This window comes from Amycolatopsis marina, assembly GCF_900111885.1.
Lineage (GTDB): Bacteria > Actinomycetota > Actinomycetes > Mycobacteriales > Pseudonocardiaceae > Amycolatopsis > Amycolatopsis marina.
Genome location: NZ_FOKG01000001.1, coordinates 338,475 through 354,533 on the forward strand (window position 1 = coordinate 338,475; position 16,059 = coordinate 354,533).

General features: G+C 67.0%; 15 protein-coding genes. 6 read left to right on the forward strand and 9 right to left on the reverse strand.

Annotation, left to right across the window (positions count from 1 at the left end):
• The first annotated feature begins 92 nt into the window (after positions 1 to 92).
• From BM199_RS01700 to BM199_RS01710, 3 genes are all read left to right on the forward strand, one after another.
• Positions 93 to 1,262, forward strand: coding sequence for a globin domain-containing protein (locus tag BM199_RS01700; RefSeq protein WP_091668380.1), 1,170 nt, complete (start codon positions 93 to 95; stop codon positions 1,260 to 1,262).
• Positions 1,263 to 1,331: 69 nt separating this feature from the next.
• Entirely contained in the window at positions 1,332 to 2,030 is a 699-nt protein-coding gene (locus BM199_RS01705) for a dienelactone hydrolase family protein (RefSeq protein WP_091668383.1), read from the forward strand.
• Between the two features lie 135 nt (positions 2,031 to 2,165).
• Positions 2,166 to 3,869, forward strand: a complete 1,704-nt coding sequence (locus BM199_RS01710; protein ID WP_091668385.1) for a BCCT family transporter — start codon at positions 2,166 to 2,168, stop codon at positions 3,867 to 3,869.
• Positions 3,870 to 3,947: 78 nt separating this feature from the next.
• Here BM199_RS01710 and BM199_RS01715 read toward each other — a convergent pair whose 3' ends face one another.
• From BM199_RS01715 to BM199_RS01735, 5 genes are all read right to left on the reverse strand, one after another.
• Positions 3,948 to 4,391: a heat shock protein transcriptional repressor HspR gene (locus BM199_RS01715; RefSeq protein WP_091669618.1), complete on the reverse strand. Its 444-nt coding sequence runs from the start codon at positions 4,389 to 4,391 to the stop codon at positions 3,948 to 3,950.
• Positions 4,392 to 4,396: 5 nt separating this feature from the next.
• Positions 4,397 to 5,584 (reverse strand): molecular chaperone DnaJ, encoded by a 1,188-nt coding sequence (dnaJ, locus tag BM199_RS01720; protein WP_091668388.1) that lies wholly within the window; start codon positions 5,582 to 5,584, stop codon positions 4,397 to 4,399.
• Between the two features lie 21 nt (positions 5,585 to 5,605).
• A complete protein-coding gene (gene grpE, locus BM199_RS01725; RefSeq protein ID WP_091668391.1) occupies positions 5,606 to 6,337 on the reverse strand; it encodes a nucleotide exchange factor GrpE in 732 nt (243 codons plus the stop codon).
• Positions 6,334 to 8,214 (reverse strand): molecular chaperone DnaK, encoded by a 1,881-nt coding sequence (gene dnaK / locus BM199_RS01730; protein ID WP_091668393.1) that lies wholly within the window; start codon positions 8,212 to 8,214, stop codon positions 6,334 to 6,336. The genes grpE and dnaK overlap by 4 nt, the downstream gene beginning before the upstream one ends.
• 168 nt (positions 8,215 to 8,382) lie before the next feature.
• Positions 8,383 to 9,150, reverse strand: a complete 768-nt coding sequence (locus BM199_RS01735) for a DUF4097 family beta strand repeat-containing protein (protein WP_177242432.1) — start codon at positions 9,148 to 9,150, stop codon at positions 8,383 to 8,385.
• Positions 9,151 to 9,339: 189 nt separating this feature from the next.
• On the opposite strand from BM199_RS01735, the gene BM199_RS01740 reads away from it, so the two are divergent.
• Entirely contained in the window at positions 9,340 to 9,885 is a 546-nt protein-coding gene (locus tag BM199_RS01740) for a YbhB/YbcL family Raf kinase inhibitor-like protein (RefSeq protein ID WP_091668395.1), read from the forward strand.
• 563 nt (positions 9,886 to 10,448) lie between these two features.
• Here BM199_RS01740 and BM199_RS33155 read toward each other — a convergent pair.
• Positions 10,449 to 10,823, reverse strand: coding sequence for a hypothetical protein (locus BM199_RS33155; RefSeq protein ID WP_143101741.1), 375 nt, complete (start codon positions 10,821 to 10,823; stop codon positions 10,449 to 10,451).
• Between the two features lie 227 nt (positions 10,824 to 11,050).
• Positions 11,051 to 11,479 (reverse strand): GNAT family N-acetyltransferase, encoded by a 429-nt coding sequence (locus BM199_RS01750; RefSeq protein WP_091668400.1) that lies wholly within the window; start codon positions 11,477 to 11,479, stop codon positions 11,051 to 11,053.
• A 91-nt stretch (positions 11,480 to 11,570) separates the two neighbouring features.
• On the opposite strand from BM199_RS01750, the gene BM199_RS01755 reads away from it, so the two are divergent.
• Together BM199_RS01755 and BM199_RS01760 are read left to right on the forward strand one after the other, a co-directional pair.
• Positions 11,571 to 12,518, forward strand: a complete 948-nt coding sequence (locus BM199_RS01755; protein WP_091668403.1) for an NAD-dependent epimerase/dehydratase family protein — start codon at positions 11,571 to 11,573, stop codon at positions 12,516 to 12,518.
• On the forward strand, positions 12,515 to 14,737 hold the full coding sequence (locus BM199_RS01760) for a glycosyltransferase family 2 protein (RefSeq protein WP_091668407.1): 2,223 nt from the start codon (positions 12,515 to 12,517) through the stop codon (positions 14,735 to 14,737). The genes BM199_RS01755 and BM199_RS01760 overlap by 4 nt, the downstream gene beginning before the upstream one ends.
• On the opposite strand, the gene BM199_RS01765 is transcribed toward BM199_RS01760, so the two are convergent.
• Positions 14,670 to 15,158 carry a GtrA family protein gene (locus BM199_RS01765; protein ID WP_091668410.1) on the reverse strand — a complete coding sequence of 163 codons (489 nt, stop codon included), beginning with the start codon at positions 15,156 to 15,158 and terminating at the stop codon, positions 14,670 to 14,672. The genes BM199_RS01760 and BM199_RS01765 overlap by 68 nt on opposite strands.
• Complete coding sequence (locus tag BM199_RS01770; protein ID WP_091668413.1) at positions 15,158 to 15,940, reverse strand: class I SAM-dependent methyltransferase; 783 nt, start codon at positions 15,938 to 15,940, stop codon at positions 15,158 to 15,160. Before BM199_RS01770 ends, BM199_RS01765 begins: the two co-directional genes overlap by 1 nt.
• Positions 15,941 to 16,059: the final 119 nt, after the last annotated feature.

Genomic DNA, 16,059 nt, shown 5'->3' on the forward strand with positions numbered 1-16,059 from the left:
CTGGTGAATTCGGTTTAGAGTCGGGTCTGCCGGGGTCGCTGACGACAGAAGATCCAGATCCGTGTCGGGGAATTGGAGATCGCGTACCACCGATGAGCGTCAATCCCGTTCATTCCGTGCGGCCACCTGAACACGTTCCGCCGAGCAAGGATGGTTCCGGCGAAACGGTCAGGTTGATCCGCGAAAGTTTTGCCGAGGTTGAATCGCAGGCCGAGCAGTTGTCCCAGTACTTCTACGGCGCACTTTTCAGTATCGCTCCGGACACTCGCGACCTCTTTCCGATCAACATGTCCGCCCAGCGAAGCAGGCTGCTGCGCGCACTGGTCCACATCGTGCAGTTGGTGGACCGGCCCGAAGAACTGGCGCCGTTCCTGCACCAACTCGACCGCGACCATCGCAAGTTCGACGTACTGGCCAGGCACTACAACGCCGTCGGCAGCGCGCTGCTGGCCGCACTCAGGCGGCACCTCAAGGAAAAGTGGACACCCGAGGTCGAACGGGCGTGGACCGACGCCTTTGCCATCGTGTCGAGGAACATGCAGGAGGCCGCGGCGGCGGAAAGCGGCCGAGCGTGGTGGTACGCGCAGGTCGTCGACCATCACAGACCGACCAGGGACATCGCGGTCGTGACGGTACGTCCGGAACATCCGGTGCCGTACCGGGCGGGCAACCACCTCAGCGTCGAAATCCCGCAGCGCCCCCGGCTGTGGCGCTACCTATCCCCGGCGAACGCCCCGCGTCAGGACGGCACGATCGAATTCCACGTGCGCAGCGTCGAGGGCGGGTGGGTGTCCAGGGCGATCGTCAACCACGCCCGCGCCGGCGACACATGGCGGCTCGGTCCAGCGCTCGGCACCCTCGCCGTGCACCAGTCCTCGGGCCGGGACCTGCTCCTGATCGGCGGCGGCACCGGGCTTTCCCCGCTCCGCGCCATGCTGGAGGACCTGTCCGGGTGGACACACAGCAGGCAGGTGCGTCTGCTCTTCGGCGGACGCACCAAGGATGACCTGTACTGCCTCGCCGAACTGCGGGAGTTCTGCGCGGTCAACCCGTGGCTGACGGTGACACCCGTGACGGAGCAGGGGAAGGTGCCCGGCGGTGAGCAGGGCACGCTCGCCGGGGTCGCGGCCGTCCGCGATGCCTGGAACGAGCACGACGTCCTGGTCTCCGGCTCGCCCGGCATGATTCGCGCGACCGTCGCCCGCCTGCTGTCCATCGGCATTCCGAGCGCGCGGATCACCTACGACCCCTTCACACACTGACAACGATGGGATCCGGCGCACCGTCGCTGAACCTGGCCGGAGAACCTACCGAGCGGTAGTCTCCGCCGTATGCAGACCCGGATTCCCGTCGCTGACGGTGCGATCGACGGTTACCTCGCCGTGTCGGACGCGGCGGGGGACGCGCCCCGGCCTGGTGTCGTCATCGTGCACGACGCCCTCGGCATCGGCCAGGACATCCGCGATATCGCCGACCGATTCGCCGGGGCCGGCTACCTCGCGATGGTTCCCGACCTGTACTCGAGGGGCGGGCGGCTGCGATGCATCAAGACCGTCTTCAGCGAAATGCTGGCCGGACGCGGACGGGCCTACGACGACCTCGAGTCGGCACGACAGGTGCTCGCCGCGCGTGCGGACTGCACCGGCAAGGTCGGTGTCGTCGGCTTCTGCATGGGCGGCGGGTTCGCGCTCGTGGCCGCGGCGGGCGAGTTCGACGCCTCCGCGCCCTACTACGGAATGCTGCCGAAGGACATGTCCGTTCTCGATGGTGCCTGTCCGATCGTGGCAAGCTTCGGCAAGCAGGATCCGACGCTGCGCGGCGCTGCCGAGAAGCTGGCGTCGGCGCTGACCGAACGCGACATTCCACACGACGTCAAGGAGTACCCGGACGCCGGCCACAGCTTCGCCAACCGGCTACCGCTCGGACCGCTGAACCGGCTCGCCAAGGTCGCCGGGTTCGGATACCACCACGAGTCCAGTGAGGACGCGTGGCGTAGAGTACTCGCCTTCTTCGGCACACACCTGGCATAACAGCGCATTCGGCGCCGAAATCTTTACCACAAGATGGCCAACTTCAGCCCTCTGGTAGCAACACGCGGTCAGTCGTTGACAGCGTGTGGGCCCCACAGTTAACTTCCCGGGGCCAAACGGAGGGAGAAACTGGGGATGCTGGATAAGCTACAACGGGCATTGGGGTTGAAGACCAATCCGGCCATCTTCTTCACCTCCGCCGGGCTCACGTTCATCTTCGTCGCGGTGTCGATCCTGTTCACCGACGGCGTCGACACCGCGTTCCGGTCCGCATCGGACGCGATCAAGTCGAACCTGGGATGGCTGTACATCCTCGGCGTGACGTCGTTTCTCATCTTCCTGATCTGGATCGCCGCGAGCCGGTACGGCCATGTACGACTCGGCGGCAAGGAAGCTCGGCCCGAGTACAGCAACGTGACCTGGTTCGGCATGCTGTTCGCCGCGGGAATCGGCACGATCCTGATGTTCTGGGGCGTCGCCGAACCCATCAACCACTTCGCGAACCCGCCGCTCAGCGGTGTGAACAGCGAGGTGGGAACGCTCGGCGAAGGGGCGATGACGCAACCCGAGTTCGCCGACAGTCTCAGCGGCATCGCCGTGGCGCCGGGTTCAGCGGCGCCGTTGAGCGAGCAGGCGGCCAGCGAGGCAATGGGCTTCACGCTCTATCACTTCGGGTTGCACACGTGGGCGATCTTCACCTTGCCCGCACTGGCGTTCGCCTACTTCGCCTACCGCAGGGGCCTGCCCTTCCGGGTGAGCTCGATCTTCCACCCGCTGCTCGGTGACCGGATCAACGGGCCGATCGGCAAGGCGATCGACATCGCGGCGGTCATCGGCACGATCTTCGGCGTCGCGGTGTCCATCGGGCTCGGGACGTTGCAGATCAACAGTGGTCTGAACGGGCTCTTCGGCATCGAGATCGGCGCAGCCGCCCAGATCTCCATCATCGCGGTCGTCACCGTGATCGCGACCATCTCGGTCGTTCTCGGCCTGGACAAGGGCATCAAGTGGCTGTCCAACATCAACATCTGGATGGCGGTCGGCCTGCTCCTGTTCATCCTGTTAGCCGGGTCCACGATCTACCTGCTCCGCGGCGTGATCGAGACGACCGGGATCTACCTCAGCCACCTCATTCCGCTGTCGTTCTGGAACGACACCCTGCCCGCTGACGAATGGGGCTGGCAGGGCGGCTGGACCGTCTTCTACTGGGCGTGGACGATCACCTGGGCACCCTTCGTCGGGATCTTCGTGGCCCGCATCTCGAAGGGCCGGACGATCCGGCAGTTCGTGATCGGCGTACTCGGCGCGCCGACCGCCTTTAGCATCATCTGGTTCAGCATTTTCGGTCTTTCCGCGATCAACATCGAGTGGGACGACCCGGGCTCACTCGTCGGACCGGTCGTTCAGGAAGGTGACACCGCGGCCGCGCTGTTCGCCTTCTTGCAGCACTTCCCCGCGACCGAGTTCCTCATGGCGATGGCAGTGCTGATCGTGGTCATCTTCTTCACCACCTCGTCGGACTCGGCATCGCTGGTGGTGGACATGTTGACCTCTGGGAACACCCTCAACCCGCCCGTGCGTCAGCGCGTGTTCTGGGCACTGACCGAGGGTGTCGTGGCGGCGACGCTGATCGCGGCGACCGGGCAGGAAGCGTTGCAGGCGCTGGAACAGGTCATCACGGTGCTCGGGCTACCGTTCTTCCTCATCGCGTTCCTGACGATGTACTGCCTGGTTCGGGCGCTGCGGCAGGATGTGACCGAGGACGAACTCCTGCCGCCACGTCGAGCCGCGAAGCGGCGCCTGCGGGAAAAGGAACCGACCAGTTCGGAACCCAGCTAGCGAACTTTCGACGACGAGTTCCCGCCGGACGGCATCACAACCGGCGGGAACTCGTCGTCGAATTTCGTGGAGGGTCGGTCAGCGGCGGTCGCGCGGCTTCCACACAACGAGCGCCGAACGCTGGCGCACGGGCACGAGATCCTTGCGGTAGGAGGCATGGACCGCTGCGGCGGCCTGTTCGGCCGCGGCGTATGCCGCCGACAGCTCCTCGGTCAGTTCGGACATCCGGGCACGCAGGGCGTCGACCTGGTTCTCCAGTTCGATGATCCGCTTGATCCCGGCAAGGTTGACACCGTCCTCCTGGGACAGCCGCTGCACCTCGCGCAGCATCGCGATGTCCCGCATCGAGTACCGCCGCCCTCCGCCGGACGTTCGGCCCGGCGAAACAAGGCCGAGCCGGTCGTACGAGCGGAGGGTCTGCGCGTGCAGTCCCGACAACTGCGCGGCCACCGAGATCACGAAAACCGGCGTGTCCTCGTCAGCACCGTGCGGTAGCCCACCCTGCGGTCCGGATCCGAACATCGACATCAACTCCTGTCGCGGAGCATTTCGGTGATCTCCGGCCGCGGATCGTGCCGTGCGGCCGCCTCGACATAGCGTTCCAGCGCTTCCTTTGCCCTGTCATCAAGTTTGGCCGGAATCGCCACCTGCAGCGTGACCAGCAGGTCGCCCGTGGTCCCGTCCCGCTTGACGATGCCCTTGCCGCGCGCCCGCAGCACCCGGCCGTTGCCGGTGCCCGCTGGCACCTTGAGGGTGACCTTGCTGTCCAGCGTGGGCACGGTGATCGTCCCCCCGAGCACCAACTCCGGATAGCTCACCGGAACCGTGATCGTCAGGTCGTTGCCCGACCGGCCGAACACGGGATGCGGTGCGACGTGCACGCGGACGTAGAGGTCACCGGCCGGGGCGCCGCCCCGGCCCGGTTCACCCTGTCCGGCAAGCCGGATCCGCTGGTTGTCGTCAACGCCGGCCGGAATGCGGACGGTCAGTGTCCGTGTCCTGGTGCTGACGCCGTCGCCACCGCACTCCGGGCACGGGTTGTCGATGATCGCGCCCCTGCCGCGGCAGTCACGGCACGGCTCGGAAAACGCGAACGCGCCCTGACTGCGGTTGACCAGGCCTGCGCCTCCGCAAGTGGGACACGTGCGCGGTGACGTACCCGGCCGGGCGCCGTTGCCGCCACACGTGGCGCATTCACCGGGGCTGGACAGCCGCAGTGGCAGGGTGGCGCCGCGGACCGCCTCGGTGAAGTCGATGCGGACATCGGTCTCCACGTCGGCACCCCGCTGGCCCCTGCTCGCGGTCGCGCCGGGAGCGCCCCGGCGGCCGAACAGGTTTCCGAGCATGTCGCCGAGCCCACCGAGACCACCGGCCTGGGTTCCGCCCGGCTGACCGGCACCGAAGATGTCGCCGAAGTCGAAGCTGCTGCCGCCCGGCCCGCCTGCCCCCGGGAAGCCGAAACCACCGGGGTTGCCGGAGCCGAACATCTGCCGCGCCTCGTCGTACTCCTTGCGTTTCGCCGGGTCGGACAGCACACCATAGGCCTCGGAGACCGCCTTGAACTTCGTCTCCGCCTCGGTGTTGCCCGGGTTGGCGTCGGGATGGTTCTCCCTGGCCAGCTTGCGGTAGGCCTTCTTGATCTCGTCGGCCGTAGCGTCGGAGGAGACGCCCAACTCACGATAGAAGTCCTTGCCGATCCACTCTCTAGCACTCATCGGGCGTCCCCTCCTTTCCGCTTACTGCTGTTGATTCTCATTCGACGGCTGCTCGGCCGTCCCGTCCACGGGCAACTCGCCCTCGACAGGGGGATCGATCGGCGTCTCGGCCACGGCCGGCTCGTGGTCGGTGACACCGACCAGAGCCGCACGCAACACCCGGTCGCCGAACTTGTAGCCACGGCGGAGCACCGTGGTCACGGTCGGCCCGGCCACGTCCGGTGACGTGCTGTGCTGCACCGCCTCGTGCACGCTCGGATCGAAGGGCTCACCCTCGGAACCGAACGACTCGAGACCGGCTCGCTCCAGGCTGCTGATCAGCTTGTCGCCGACCGCCTTGAACGCACCGGTGAGGTCGCCGTGTGACTCGGCGCGCTCCAGGTCGTCCAGCAACGGGAGCAGGTCGCCGACCAGCGTGGCCTTGGCCCCGGTGAGCACGGCTTCCCGGTCCCGCTCCACCCGCTTGCGGTAGTTGGCGTACTCCGCCTGGATCCGCTGCAGGTCGGCGGTGCGCTCGGCCAGCTGCTGCTCGACGTCGGAGGCCGGAGCCACCGACTCATCCACTGTGGACTCTCCAGCGCCGGGGCCAGTGGACGGCCCGCCGGTGCCCATTGCCGCGGGCACCTCCTGGGCTTCCTCCACGACCGGCTGCGTGCGCAGTTCGCCGGTCTCCGGGTCGATCTTGCGTCGATCCCGCACGACCACCGGCTCCTGGAAGTCCTGCTGCTCGGTGTCCTCGTGCTTCGGAGTCACTTCTTGTCGCCCTCAGCCTTCTCGTCGGCTGCGTCGTCCACGATCTCGGCGTCGACAACATCGTCGTCGGCCTTGGCGGAGCCGCCGGCCTCGCCGCCTGCCGCACCCGCTGCCGCGCCTTCGGCACCCTCGGCCCCGGTCGCCGCGTACAGCGAGGTGGCCAGCTCCTGGGAAGCCGTGTTCAGCTTCTCGATGGAGTCCCGAATGGCTCCGGTGTCGGTGCCCTTGAGCGCCTCGTTGGCCTCGTCGATCGCCGTCTTGACCTTGCCCTTGAGCTCCTCGGGCAGCTTCTCGTCGTTGTCCTTGACGAACTTCTCGGTCTGGTAGACCAGCGTCTCCGCCTGGTTGCGGGTCTCCGCCTCCTCGCGGCGCTTCTTGTCCTCCTCGGCGTGCGCCTCGGCGTCCTTGACCATCCGGTCGATGTCGTCCTTCGGCAGCGCGGAGCCACCGGTGATGGTCATCGACTGTTCCTTGTTGGTGCCGAGGTCCTTGGCGGTGACGTGCACGATGCCGTTCGCGTCGATGTCGAAGGTGACCTCGATCTGCGGGACACCACGCGGCGCGGGGGGCAGCCCGGTCAGCTCGAACATGCCGAGCTTCTTGTTGTGCGCCGCGATCTCGCGCTCACCCTGGAACACCTGGATCTGCACCGAGGGCTGGTTGTCGTCCGCGGTGGAGAAGATCTCCGAACGCTTGGTCGGGATCGTGGTGTTGCGCTCGATGAGCTTGGTGAAGACACCGCCCTTGGTCTCGATACCCAGCGACAGCGGGGTCACGTCGAGCAGCAGGACGTCCTTGACCTCACCCTTGAGCACACCGGCTTGCAGGGCGGCGCCGACGGCGACGACCTCGTCCGGGTTCACGCCCTTGTTCGGGTCCTTGCCGCCGGTCAGTTCCTTGACCAGGTCGGCGACGGCCGGCATCCGGGTGGAGCCACCGACGAGCACCACGTGGTCGATCTCGCTGACCGAGATGCCCGCGTCGCGGACCACGTTGTTGAACGGGGCCTTGGTGCGGTCCAGCAGGTCGGAGGTGATCCGCTGGAACTCGGCACGAGACAGCGTCTCGTCCAGGAACAGCGGGTTCTTGTCCGCGTCCACGGTGATGTACGGCAGGTTGATGTTGGCGCTGTTCGAGCTGGACAGCTCGATCTTCGCCTTCTCCGCCGCCTCGCGGATGCGCTGCAGGGCCATCTTGTCCTTGGTCAGGTCGATGCCCTGGGACGCCTTGAACTTGTCCACGAGCCAGGTGACGATGCGCTCGTCCCAGTCGTCACCACCGAGGTGGTTGTCACCGCTGGTGGCCCGGACCTCGACGACACCCTCGCCGATCTCCAGCAGCGAGACGTCGAACGTGCCGCCACCGAGGTCGAAGACCAGGATGGTCTGTTCCTTCTCGCCCTTGTCCAGGCCGTAGGCCAGCGCCGCCGCGGTGGGCTCGTTGACGATCCGCAGGACGTTCAGGCCGGCGATCTGGCCCGCCTCCTTGGTGGCCTGTCGCTGCGCGTCCTCGAAGTACGCCGGAACCGTGATGACGGCGTCCGTGACGTCCTCGCCGAGGTAGGACTCCGCGTCCCGCTTGAGCTTCATCAGCACCCGCGCGCTGATCTCCTGCGGCGTGTACTTCTTGTCGTCGATCTCGTTGTTCCAGTCGGTGCCGATGTGCCGCTTGACCGACCTGATGGTGCGGTCCACGTTGGTGACCGCCTGGTTCTTCGCCGACTGCCCGGTCAGCACTTCGCCGTTCTTGGCGAAGGCGACGACGGACGGGGTCGTCCGGGAACCTTCCGAGTTGGCGATGACCGTCGGCTCGCCGCCCTCCAGGACGGCGACGACCGAGTTGGTCGTACCGAGGTCGATGCCGACCGCTCGCGCCATGGGTGTTCCTCCTGTTGTCTGTCTCTGAGCTGCAGGCTTACATCCGCATTGAGCGGGCCCTACTCAAGTCTTATCCCGAGATCCGAGCTGGGTCAAACCAGACTTGAGCCGGAAGCACTCAACCTTCTGGCCGGTCCAACGAACGACCACCGTGCTGTGTTCCCACGGTCAGGGGGTGCGAACTGTCACATCGCCGCTCGACGTGTCCAGCCGCAGCGTGTGCCCGGCGTCGCGGACCTGGTCGACGTTGATGGTCCGGTCGCCACTGTTGCTGTCGCCCTCGACGCGGTACGGCCCGTCCGGCATGGTGAGTTCGATGTCACCGCTGCTCGCGTCGGCGGTCACGCTCTGCGGCACGGTCATGATCAGTGTGATGTTTCCCGAGGACGCCTGTGCGTCCACCGGCCCGCGCAGTCCGTCGCCGGTCAGGTCCCCTGAACTGACCTCCGCGTCCACCGGTCCGCCGAGGTCGCTGAGTTGCACGTCCCCCGAACTCGCCACGATTCGCACCGGCCCCGCGACCTGCCGCACGGTCACGTCACCGGACGACGCGTTCACCTCCGCGGAGGCCACACCGGTCAGTTCGAGGTCGCCGGATCGCACGTCGCCGTTGATCTCGGTGCCTTCCGGCACCACCACGTCGTAGTCGACCGAGCACCACGAACCACAGTCACCGAGTTCGAGCGTCCCCTCGTCCACCGAGATGGACTCGTCGGGCTCACCCCAGCGGTACTCGAAACGCTGGTGCACAGTCGTCGACCGCACGTCGCCCACCCGGACCGCGACGTTGCCCGAGCCGTTGTCGATCAGCACCTGGCGCACGCCGTCGACCTCGTCCGTGGCCTCCGTTGTGGCGTAGGACCACAGACCGAAGGCGAAGCTGGCACCGATTCCGATCATCGCGATCCCGCCGATCGCCAGCCACGCTCGCCCCATGATCTGCGTCCTCCCAGTGCAACTTTCCGGCCACGTGAACGCTAAGGCTCCACCGGCCCACTGGTCATCCGGGTGAACCCCCGATTCCACCCTGAGGCTTCCCCTACCCCTCCCCCCGGACCGGCCTGTGCCGGATGGAGATCAGCACTAGCCTGACCGACGAAGGTGACGTCACGTTCAGGAGGCTCCATGTCCACATCCCGGCCGCCCAACCCTTACGACTTCCTGCCCTCGGTGCAGAGTTTCACCCTGCGCAGTGACGACATCGCCGACGACGCGACGCTGCCCGCCCCGCAGCTTTCCGGCATCTTCGGCGCAGGCGGCGAGGACCGGTCGCCGCACCTGGCCTGGTCCGGTTTCCCGGATGACACCAAGAGCTTCGCCGTGACCTGCTTCGATCCGGACGCACCCACCGCGAGCGGGTTCTGGCACTGGGCGGTGTTCGACCTGCCCGCCTCGACCACGGAGTTGCGCACGGGCGCGGGCAGCGCCAGTGGGTCGGACCTGCCGCAGGGCGCGGTGACCCTCAAGTGCGACGGCGGTGTGACCCAGTATCTCGGCGCCGCGCCGCCTCCGGGCCACGGGCCGCACCGGTACTTCTTCGTCGTGCACGCACTCGATGTGGAGACGCTGGGAGTCGGCGAGGACGCCACCCCCGCGTTCCTCGGGTTCAACATGTTCGGTCACACACTCGGCCGGGCGATGCTCGTCCCGGTGTACGAGAACAAGGGCTGACCTCGCCCGCCCCGAGCCGGGAACTGGTGTCGAAACACAGTTCCCGGCGGGGCTTCCGCGGGACTACGTACTCAGGCGTGACTATCTGTTCCGAGTACAGGTACGGCCGCGCCTGATGCCGTCATTCCAGCGCTGCAGGATGGCCACGATCGTGGCTCCGTTGTCATGCGTATCGGTCGCGTAGAGCTTTCGCCGTCATGTAGGAATTTGGCATGTCCGCCAACAACGGTGACCTTGATGTCTTGGCCTGCCGCTGGCGCGGCGGACGCGGTGGCGGCACCCAGTGTGGACCCCAGAACGAGCGCAGCCGCAACAGCGGACATGCCGGAAACGAACGCACGACTACACCTCATTCTCTTTCTCCCTCCCGGCGCAGATCCTGTCGCCCCACGACACGAGTCGCGAGCAGCAGGAATTCTGTCCTGCGGCGACATCAGTTCACGGCCATGGCGCGAGGTCGACGAGCACGAAGAAACGCCCGGCCAGTCTCAAGTCGGCGAGTTCCTCACCGCCCGTCCACGGAGCGGGTACGGTTCCGGCCGCGGCCAACCGCGGCAGACTTCTCAGGCCAGAGCAAGGCGCCAGTTGGAGCACTTCTTGCCTTCCTCGCACACCCGCAACTTCACCTCGGTGCTCTCGGCGATGGACAGATCGACCGAACTGCCGCCGTCGGCCGGACCGTTGGAATCGGTAACCGATGCCCGGATCTTTCCGTCCCAAAACAATTGCGCCTTCACCCAGATTCCATTTTCTTCTGCGTAGGCCGAAAGAATCTCGCCCTTGTGCGCGAAGGTCACGTATCCGTGGTCCCCGATGACAGCGGCGTTTAGCCCAGGCACCGGCGCGGCAGACGCGGGGGCGCTCCCCATCGTCACCGCCAGTGCCAGAATTGCCCCCACTGCACCAACCTTTGAGACAGCTGAACGACGGTCAGCCATTGCCTTTCTCCCTCCGACGAAGAAACCGATTGCGAAAGCGTGTCCAGGACACGTTTCGCGGGACGCACCCGAGCATGGCTGTAGCAGTGGCCAAGAGATGTGCGCGAACCGGCAACGGCCGGAGCAGCCGAACTCCAGGTCAGGAGGACGATTCCGCGTGTCACGGTCGTCTCATACGGTTTACGTACGGTTACCGTCAGCGACGACGATTCCTCTCGACCGCTCCGTCAGGAGTGCTTCGACGGCCGTTCCAGGTAGGTCCGGTCCGGCTCACGGAAGCCGAACCGGGAGTACAGCTCGTGCGCGTCGTCGGTATGCAACATCCACCGGAATCCCGCGCCCGGGCCGTTGTCGATCATCTCGCGCACCAGCGCCACGCCAAGGCCGTGACCGCGGGCGGACCGGTCGATGTAGACGTCGGCGAGATAGGCGCTCGCGACTCCGTCGGAGAAGGCGCGTGCGAATCCGACCATTCGCCCGGACGACAGTTCGTACACCCCGACGACCCGCCAAGCCGCAGCCAGTTGGGCCTCGACCTGTTCCCGGCTCCGCCACCGACCCCAGTACGGTTCGGTGGAGAGGAACGCCCAGAGCGTATCCACGTCCACCCGAGCGGGGTCGTCATCGAGCTCGTGGTCACCACAGGGCGTACGCATGGCGCGAAGCTATCAGCGGCCTGCGACAGTGCGCGACGACCGTCAACGGGTCTCACCGTGGCCTCCGGTGCCCACAGGTACCTTGACCCTCATGGCTGACCCGATCACCTCGGACCTGCCCCGCGTCGTGGTCACCGGCGGCTGCGGCTTCATCGGCCGTGCCGTCGTCGCCGCCTTCCGGCGCAGGGGAGCACAAGTCACGGTCATCGACCGGGAGCCGATGACCACCGCCGACACCGGGATCACGGTCGTCACGGGCGATCTCGCCGACCCGGACGCGCTGGACGCCGCCATCACTCCCGGCACGGACGGCATCGTCCATCTGGCCGCGCTGACCTCGGTGCTGCGGTCCGTGGAGTTGCCCGTCGAGACCTATGCCGAGAACGTCGCGATCACCCAGGAACTCCTCGAAAGAGCCAGGACCCACCGGATACCGAGGTTTCTCCTCGCCTCCACCAACGCCGTGGTCGGGGACGTGGGCACATCGACGATCACCGAGGACATGCCACTGCGGCCACTCACTCCGTACGGTGCGACCAAGGCCGCCTGCGAGATGTTGCTGTCCGGCTACTCGGGCGCGTACGGCCTCGCCGCCTGCGCGTTGCGGTTCACCAACGTCTACGGGCCCGGTATGTCGCATAAGGACAGTTTCGTGCCGCGGCTGATGCGGGCCGCGCTCGCCGGAACCGGTGTCCGCGTCTACGGCGACGGACTGCAGCGCCGAGATCTGGTCAACCTCGACGACGTCGTACGCGGGATTCTGCTCGCGTGGGACTCCCGGTACTCGGGGCGGGCGATCCTCGGCTCGGGCAGGTCCGTCTCGGTGCTGGAGCTGATCGAGGCCGTCCGTGAGGTCACCGGCGCATCACTGCCCGTGCAGCACGTCCCGGCGCCGAAGGGTGAGATGCCCGCGGTGCTGGTCGATGTGTCCGGTTCCGCCGAGTCGATCGGCTACCGGCCCTCGGTCGAACTCGCGGAGGGACTGACGGGGGTCTGGAAGTACTTCCTCGACCATGAAGGGCGGATCGTGGTCGAGTGACCGGACTCCTTCGCCGCCACTGGCTGCTGTGCCTGCTGCTCGTCGCCGGCATCACCCTGCGGGTGCTGGTCTGGCTCGCGTACCAGCCCGCGCTGCTCTACATCGACTCGTTCCGGTATCTGGCCAATGTGGACGCGTTGCGGCCCGACCACCTCAACCCGCTCGGCTACGACCTGGTGCTGGCACCTCTGCTCGCGATCGGCGGGCTCGCGTTCACCGCGGCCGTGCAGCATGTGCTCGGGCTGGCTGTCGCTGTCGCACTGTACGCACTCGCGCTTCGGCACAACGTGCCACGCTGGGTCGCCGCGATCGTCGCAGGGATCGTCCTGCTCGACGGCTACCAACTCCAGATCGAGCAGAACATCATGTCCGAGATCTGGTTCCAGGCACTGCTGGTCGGCATGCTGTGGCTGCTGCTCGGGCGAGGCGAGCCGAACTGGCGGCGGTCGGCCGTGGCCGGTCTGCTGCTGGGTGCCGCGATGATGACCCGCACCATCGGAGTCACCATTCTGGTCCCGGTGGTGCTCTACCTGATCGTGGCGGGTGGGGCCTGGCGCAACCGCGCGGGCTGGCATCGCATCGCGGTACGCGGAACGGCCTGCCTGCTGGGTTTCGCCGTCGTGGTCGGGTCCTATGCGGGCTACTTCCGTTCCGTCACGGGCGAATGGGGCCTGACCGGTGCTTCGTCGCATGTGCTCTACGGGCGTATGGCGACCATCGCGAAGTGCGATCAGCTCCCGCTCGACGAAACCCTGAAGCGCTTCTGCCCCTCGACTCCGGTCGAAGAGCGCAAGGGCGTCGACTACTACACCCACTTCGTCTACGGCGATTCGGACTGGCCCGGCGCGCTTCCGCCAGGCCGGAGCAAGCAGCAACTCGCTGACGAGTTCGGCATGATCGTGCTGCGGAACCAGCCGGTCGACCTCGCAGTGGCCGTGCTGAAGGACTTCGCGAAGAACTTCGCGCCGACGAAGACCACGTCCCCGAACGACGTTCCGGTGGACAGGTGGCAGTTTCAGCTGGAGTACCCGGATTTCGACGGAGCCATCGACCCTGCCGCGTTCGACAAGACGGCACTCATCCATGACGGGGTCCGCACCTCTGCGGACGAGGATCTGGCCCGGTTCCTGCGCGATTACCAGCTCAGCGTCGGCTACACACCAGGACCGCTGCTGGCGCTGGCCGGACTGCTCGGACTGGCCGCGGCCGCCGGGGTGGGGCGGGCCCGGCGTTCCGGGCTGCGATCGGCCGCACTGCTCACCACCGGCAGCGGGCTGATCATCCTGCTCGGTTCGGCCGCGTTCGAGTTCTCCTGGCGCTACCAGTTGCCCGCTCTGGTGCTGCTGCCGCTCGGTGGCGCGATCGGGCTCACGGCCTTGCTGGGCCGCCGCATGCCCGCGCCCGCTCGGCGCAGGGTGAAGCTGGCCGCCTTTCCGGACGACGTGGACAAAGCGGCCATGAGGGAGTTCCGGGAGCGCTACGGCGACTCCCCACTGTCACAGCTGGTCGTGGTGATCGCGGCCTACAACGAGGCGGACGGGATCGGCACGGTCCTGCGGAACATGCCGACGCGCTGCGGGGAGCTACCGGTGTCCGTGCTCGTCGTCGTCGACGGCGCGACCGACGACACCGCGAAGGTGGCCGCCGAGAACGGCGCACTGGTCTGCGTGGCACCACGCAACCGAGGGCAGGGCGCGGCACTGCGGCTCGGTTACCACCTCGCCGCCGCCGGTGGCGCGGACTACGTCGTCACCACCGACGCCGACGGGCAGTACGACAACGCCGAACTGCCGCTGCTGATGCGGCCGTTGCTGGACGGGAGGGCCGACTTCGTCACCGGGTCCCGGAGGCTGGGCAGCGAACAGGCCGACAGCCGAGTGCGCTGGCTGGGCGTGCGGGTCTTCGCCGGACTGGCCTCGATCCTGACCTGGCGGCGAATCACCGACACCTCGTTCGGGTTCCGCGCCATGCGGGCCGAACTCGCGTGCTCGGTGACGTTGCGGGAGCCGCAGTACCAGTCCTCCGAACTGTTGCTGGGCGTGCTGGCGCGCCGCGCGCGGGTCGTCGAACTGCCGATGAGCATGCGGCTGCGCGGGAACGGGAAGAGCAAAAAGGGGCACAGCCTGGTCTACGGCGCCAACTACGCCAGGGTCATGACCGGGACGTGGTTGCGGGAGTACGTGTTGCGCCGTCTGCGCCGCCATTCTGTCCGCCATTGAACACATACCGGTTGAACAGCACGAACTTCAGCACGAACATGAAGCCGTACGTGGCCAGGAAGACCGCGCCGACGAGCAGGACCTGCCAGGTGTGCGACTCGATCCTGTCCCGCAGCCACGCGTCGGCGACGGTGGTGACGGCAGCGGCGGTGGCTGCCGTGATGATGACGATGACCGCGTACGGCAGCAGTTCGCGACCGGGGTCCGCACGGCCGGTCCGCCGCCACGCCCAGTACCGGTTCAGCAGATAGTTCGGCACGGCGCCCGCCGCCCAGGCGATCCCGCTCGCGAGCACCGGCAGCGCACCGAGGCCGTAGCTGATCAGGAAGGCGGCTTCACTGATCGCGGCCGCGATCACCGAGGCCGCGGTGTAGCGGCCCCACAGCAGTGCGCGGGCGCTCCGCAGGCGGTTCGGCACCATCAACCGGCGCCCCCCTCATGCGGCCTGCGGGCGACACAGAGCACGGACTGTCCGAAGGGAACGGGCACGAACCGTTCGATCAACCTGGTTACCGGCACGACGAAACGGTCATACACGGCGACGAGTTTCGGGTTCGGCGACCCGGTTCCACCCTTGCGCACCGCCGCCCACCAGGCGATTCCACCAAGGAGGTTCACCGGCTTCGACCGCTCCACCTCGAGCCCGGCCGTGCGCGCCGCTGCCGCGAGTGTCGCAGGGGTGTAGCACCGCACGTGCCCCACCTTTCGGTCGAAGTCACCGTAGAGCTGCTGGTAGCCGGGCACCCAGATGACCAGGCTGCCCCCGGGCCGGACGAGCTTCGCCAGCGCGGCCAGCGTGCCCGAGTCGTCCTCGATGTGTTCGAGGACGTTGATCGCGACCAGTGAATCCACCGGTTCGTCCAGTTCCAGTTCGGTGCCGGCTTCGAACTGCCGGGCCTCCACCTCGGGACGGTCGGCGAACCGGTGCCGCATTACCTCGACCGCACCGGGATCGACGTCGGTCACGACGAGTCTGTCCAGGCCCTCGAACTGCGCCGCGAACTCGCCGAGCCCCGCCCCGACCTCCAGGACCGAACGACCACAGTGTGGAGCGATCAGATCGTGCTGGTAGCGGCGGTACCGGGGCTGGTCCGCGCCTCCCTCGAGGCCGCGGCCGGTGGCACTGGTGAACGCTCCGGAACTGTCGTGCACAGGAGGACTTCCCCTCGGTCGGGTCGTGCGTCCGTCACGTCCATTCTCCATGAGCAGGACACCCGCCGTGGTTCACACCCGCTTCACGTCCCGTCAGGTGGGTTGTCGATGGGCAACAACTAGTTCAAGGTGAAATGAATCAGGGTGGTTACGAGCGGCACGAATTCCGT